This is a genomic window from Binatus soli (SeqCode), assembly GCF_050015535.1.
GTDB lineage: Bacteria > Desulfobacterota > Binatia > Binatales > Binataceae > Binatus > Binatus soli.
Genome location: NZ_JBEKBF010000036.1, coordinates 1 through 5,207, shown reverse-complemented (window position 1 = coordinate 5,207; position 5,207 = coordinate 1). Strand labels below are relative to the sequence as shown.

Genomic DNA, 5,207 nt, shown 5'->3' with positions numbered 1-5,207 from the left:
TCCGAGTAATCCCGCGCGGCCGCTTCCCGCGCAACAACCGTTACAGAGTTCTCACCTCCAGCGATACTTTTCATGACTCACTTTCCAAACGATCTGCGCTCAACCACCTGTGCAGAGGTTCCCTAGGAGCCTGTCCGAGGGATCCTCAACAAATCGGCGGACTCTTATCAATGGCTGGAAATTGGGGAGCATGCCAGGCCGAGTGACTTTTCGGAAGCAATCTGATACACGCCCACGCTATGAAAAACCCTGAAAACGTCGGCGCACTCGGGTTACATCGACCCTTGTCACGAACGGCCCGGCGACCGCTATTTCTTGCGCTACCTCTTTTCCCTGTTGTTACCAAAAATTGGATCCCAACATAAAACCTTCGCAGTCACAGCGGTAGGCCGGTCAAATCTCTGGGATCGAGCGAGCGGTGACCGCCGCGCGGCGAATCACCTCGGTCGCCTGCATTGCAGGAGAGGCGCCGAACCGCTCGGCGACTTCCCGATCCCCTCTCTTAAAGTTAAACTAAGACCGAAGCGCGCAGCGCAGGCGAGTTAATCGGAACCAATCACCGGCTGATTTGCGGCGAGCGTCGGTTGTCTTTGGCCAAGCGCGATGATTGCCACTTGTCGTCCTGCGTCGTCGCGGATCCGTAGTGAGAACTCACCTGATTCATTGCGTCGCGGCGCATCGGCAACTTCGCCCCACAGGTCGAGCGGTAGTGGGTAGTCGTTGCGGGGGATCGCCCAGAGACGCGGAGCTTCGGCGCGGTATCTTGAACAGAGATGGCGCACGTCACACCACCGGCAATGGATACCGACGGTGGCGAGGTTGGCGGCTTCTGCCGGACCGGGTGGCAGTCGTGCTAATAGCTGCCGGCGTTCCTCGTCGGCCCTATCACGAATGCGGGCGACGGCTTTCCGGCCTCGGTATCTTTTAGCTGCCCCGCTGCTGCGCAGCAACGGTGATGTCCCGAGCGTCGTTGAATTTGACGGCAGCAGCGGCAGTTGAGTCGAAGCACTAGTGCATTACGATTTTGAAGTTGGTCGTCTGTCCTGACTGGATTTGCACGCTCTGCGGCTCATCGCTTGCGCCAAGCAGAGTGTAATTCCCCGCCGGAAGGTCAAAGTCAACTATGCCCGAGCTATCGGTAGTTTTCGTAGCGACGACGCTTTTGTCCGACGGATTCAGAACCGTCACCTTACGCCCGGTCAGTCCGGCGTCCGGTTCTGCCAGTTTCTTCACGAGCTTCCAGGATACCGCTTGCACCTCGAGTTTGCCGTTCTGCGGTGTCGGCTGCAGATAGCTGCACGCTGACGCAGCATCGAGCAAACTTATTGTCAGCAGTAGGAAAAAAAGACCCAACGGGTCTTTCCAGTTGCTCGCAGGGCGTGAGCTTTGCGGAGACATTTCGGGAACGCCCGACAGAACTATCCTGGCCTGTAACGACGAAGGGATTTCACTCATGGTCCAGCTTGAATCTTGCCGGGGTCAATACGCAAGGCTCCACGCAAATCAGAATCGTGTCCGCGGTCTGCCCGATTTGCGGCGTGATTTGGGGCCAATGGCAGGCATGCGGGCGGCGGTGCGCGAATCCTCACGCGCTCACGGAGTCGATGAAGCCGCTGGCGCGGGCTATTCCGTCATTCGAGCTTGGCGGCGCAGCAGTCTCGGCTTTTTCAGTATCCTGTTCTGGACCGTTTTCATCGGCACAGCGATGGCCAAAATGAGGATAGACGGCGATATAGCCGCGATCGCCTCGGGCGTCTCGCTTTTGTGCCTGAGCCGCGCCGCCGACCGTACGCCGCACCGCGCGATTGCACCATTGTGGTATTTCATCGGCACCGCTGGCTCGCTGGGCGGTTTTTTCGATCTTGTGAAAGGCTCGTCGCTGGAACTGAGCTACCTGGGCCTGAACGCCTACGTGATTTACCTCAGCATACTGCTGGCGAGCCGCATCGTCCTGCTGGTCAGCGTTCTTGGTCTTATGGGCTGGCTGGGATGGTACACTGACCAGTATCTCGCCGATGTCATGGGCTGGCCCATCGCGCTGATCGTCCTCGGCTTCATCATGATCGGGTTGAGCGCCTACGCCGTTAAGCTGGGGCGCGCGATCAAGACCGCAGAATCATGATTAGAGAGCCGAATGCGGCCTTACATATTGGTAATCCCTTTCGTAAGTTAGTATTTGCGAGGTTCGGTTGGTTTTCTGAGTTGTGATCAGTTTCATTCTCTCGTCGCAGTTTTTCGGCTTCAAAAATCAAAATCGCGGTTTAGACACGTTAATAGCGGGAATTTCAGCTAATTGGTCAGGAGGTTCCCATGTCTCCGCTTACGACGTTTCTGAGCGGGCTGAGGCTTTGGGGTCATCAGCTCGGCAACTATCATTTCGTCCTCCTCTGCGCGAGTCGTTCTCGCATCTACACTGCCGCGCTTCACTCCGGGCTGGGTCCAAATAAGGCACACGAAATGCGAAACCGCGAGTCGATCTGATTTTTGCGTGCGAACAGGCTCTCGTCCTTTGATCTCGATAGTGCGTGTGATCTCGATAGTGCGTGGGAGCAACGGTAGAATGGTGCCGTGTAGAACTGTCTGATTCCGACGGCGTCAATTGTCACCAGGCCGATTGGCGCGACCGGACACATCGTTAAATCACTGCTGCGAGGACTGCGATTTATCTTCGGCAGCCGCTCGCTAATTTCGCGTGGGATCCGGAATTCGTTGTATAGGTTTTTGGCGTGATTTTTGCGTCTCAACTATTAGAAGAACTTACGAGTGAGCGAAGGCGCCGCATCAGCAGCGACGCGTCTCTAGTGACGGGGCTCATTCCATGACGACTCCCCAGACCACCTCTTTTCCTGCGATCAGGACCCCGTGCCCATCCATCCCCCTGGCCGCTGGAGTGTCCTCCCGACGATTGGCCAAATAACTCCGCGAGCGCTTTGGAGGCATGAGGGCAATGTCTGAAAAGTCTATTCCAATTAAAAAGCTGCGCCATCGGCTCACTGTTCAGGACGCCTCATTCATTTACGGCGAGTCACGCAACGGGCCACTGCATATCGGCTCGTTCTCGTTCTTCGAGGACGAGATCACGTATCCGGAGTTGATTCGGCATTTCGCGAGCAAGCTGCATCTGCTTCCGCGTTACCGTCAGCGCCTGGTCCCGGTACCTTTCAATCTTAATCACGCGACGTTCGAGGACGCCCCCGATTTCACGATCGAGAATCACATCAAGTTTCATCAATTGCCGCCGGATACTTCCGAAGCGCAGCTAATCGAGGCAGCCCTGGCGATCTTCCGCAAACCGCTGGATCGCCACCGGCCACTGTGGGAGGCGCACCTGTTCAACGGCTTCAAGGGCAATCGCTCCGTCATCATGTGGCCGGTCCACCATTGCCTGGTCGATGGCGTGTCAGGAATGGAGCTGTTGAACGTGGTCATGGATTTCCGGCCGGACCCACCGGCGACAGAATCGGAGCCATGGTCTCCAAAACCTCTTCCGGGGCTGCTGCGACAGGTGATCGGCGCCGCGCTCGACCGCGGGCAGGAACAGGTCGATTCGATACGCGGCCTGAGTCGAGTGGCTTCGAACTTTCGGTCGTTAGTCAAGGACCTCGGATCGGATGCCGGCACGCTCGCCAGGTTGGCCCGGCAGATGATGCGCCCGATCGCGGCTACGCCATGGAACGCCGGCCTGGTAAGCCAGGAGCGGACGCTGGCCTGGCTGCGTACGTCGTTTGCAGATGTCCGGGCGATTCGCGCCGCCTTCGGCGGTACCATCAACGATGTCGTGCTGACGATGCTCAGCGAGGGAGCCGCCCGCTACCTCCGCTATCATGGCGGGCAGCCCGGCGCTCCGTTCCGAATCGGATGCCCGGTCAATGTGAGACGTGAGGACGAAAGCGGGTCGCTGGGGAATCGAGTTTCGATGATGCTCCCCGAACTGCCCGCAGAACCGATGGATCCGGTGGCCAGGCTGAAACTCGTCGCTGCGGAGACCCAAAGGATCAAGGAAGCCGGGGAACCGCAGGCGCTCGAAAGATTGATGAGTAATGGCGGGAGCATCTCGCCGGCACTTGTCGCGGTGCTCGCCGGAATTGCGACCGCGGCCATGGACACCGCAGTGTCGCTGCAGCGAATCTTCCCATCCTGGGCCAGACGCGTGGCGCAGCCGCTGGGAATAAACTTCGTCGCCACCAATGTTCCCGGCTCACAGGTGCCGCTCTATCTCGCCGGCCATCGGATGGTCGACTACGTCGGCATGCTTCCGCTCGGCGGCAATCTCGGATTCGGCGTGACGATCGTCAGCTATAACCAGGCTCTCTATTTCACGATGATGGCTGCGACCAATTTGATGCCCGATCCCGACCGGATGAAGTCGCTGGTGGAGGACGTCTTCGAGGAACTCAAGCGGGCCGCCGTTGCCAAGAGCGTGCCTGCCGCGGTGCAGACGCCTCGTGTGCAGATACCGATATACACGGGCACGCTGCCCCCGCGCGTCAATGACTCTCCACATCCGGGGGTCGCCGCATTGAGAGCTCACTGATCGGCGCCGCGTTCGCGGGAGGTCGGGGGTTGCTCGACGCAATGACAGGGAGTCGCGTCAAAGTATCAAGCGTCAGAGATTGAGACTGTTAGGAGCCAGCCATGAAGCAGTTTAGCGTCGGTCATCGCTGCAACTTTTGTGGGCAGGAAATAGTGTCTCTGCTGCCCGACTCACCCGCAGAGGGGTTCGGCATGCTTTTCCAGAACCGCACCTATCTTGAGCTGCGCTCGGCAGAGATTCGCGATCCGTCGCGGCAGGTCGCGGAGCACTGGTACTGCTCCGATTACTGCGCGCGAGATGATCTCGACGTACGCATCAGTCAGAGAGAGGAGCAAATGCGGCATCATTGTAAGGCCGATAAGCTCAGTTTCGGGTTACGTCTCGTGGTCTGATCCAGCAAGAACGCCTCTGGTAGGTCAACAGGCGCGCGAGAACGATCGCTTATCTGTGGTGCTCGGACGATTGCCGCGTCACGTCGGGCGCGATCATTCCGATTACGCACGCGCGTGAGCGCGCGCCGGAGTCAACTCTGCGCGACCGGGGCGTTGTGAATCCGCCAAGTGGAGCTGCGATCTATGCGGCATCGCCAGCCGATCAGCGATCACGCGGTACACATCGGCGTTCAATCCCATCCCGACGTGACTGCCCATCACTTCGACGTTTTCCACCGTCG

4 protein-coding genes are annotated in these 5,207 nt (G+C 58.6%); 3 read left to right on the top strand and 1 reads right to left on the bottom strand.

Annotated features, from left to right (window positions below; all coding sequences use genetic code 11):
* Positions 1-1,008: 1,008 nt before the first annotated feature.
* Positions 1,009-1,455, bottom strand: a complete 447-nt coding sequence (locus ABR989_RS17470; RefSeq protein WP_428130595.1) for an MSCRAMM family protein — start codon at positions 1,453-1,455, stop codon at positions 1,009-1,011.
* A gap of 97 nt (positions 1,456-1,552) precedes the next feature.
* Between ABR989_RS17470 and ABR989_RS17465 the strand changes: the two genes are divergently transcribed.
* The 3 genes from ABR989_RS17465 to ABR989_RS17455 all read left to right on the top strand — a co-directional run bounded on the left by ABR989_RS17465 (position 1,553) and on the right by ABR989_RS17455 (position 4,926).
* Complete coding sequence (locus ABR989_RS17465; RefSeq protein ID WP_428130594.1) at positions 1,553-2,122, top strand: hypothetical protein; 570 nt, start codon at positions 1,553-1,555, stop codon at positions 2,120-2,122.
* Positions 2,123-2,947: 825 nt separating this feature from the next.
* Positions 2,948-4,534, top strand: coding sequence for a wax ester/triacylglycerol synthase family O-acyltransferase (locus ABR989_RS17460; RefSeq protein WP_428130593.1), 1,587 nt, complete (start codon positions 2,948-2,950; stop codon positions 4,532-4,534).
* A 101-nt stretch (positions 4,535-4,635) separates the two neighbouring features.
* The gene (locus ABR989_RS17455; RefSeq protein ID WP_428130592.1) at positions 4,636-4,926 is read left to right on the top strand and encodes a hypothetical protein; all 291 of its coding nucleotides are present in this window, start codon (positions 4,636-4,638) and stop codon (positions 4,924-4,926) included.
* Positions 4,927-5,207: the final 281 nt, after the last annotated feature.

Coding starts and splice junctions, on each gene's coding strand:
- ABR989_RS17465 (WP_428130594.1), top strand. CDS start 1,553: ATGGCAGGCATGCGGGCGGCGGTGCGCGAATCCTCACGCGCTCACGGA.
- ABR989_RS17470 (WP_428130595.1), bottom strand. CDS start 1,455: ATGAGTGAAATCCCTTCGTCGTTACAGGCCAGGATAGTTCTGTCGGGC.
- ABR989_RS17455 (WP_428130592.1), top strand. CDS start 4,636: ATGAAGCAGTTTAGCGTCGGTCATCGCTGCAACTTTTGTGGGCAGGAA.
- ABR989_RS17460 (WP_428130593.1), top strand. CDS start 2,948: ATGTCTGAAAAGTCTATTCCAATTAAAAAGCTGCGCCATCGGCTCACT.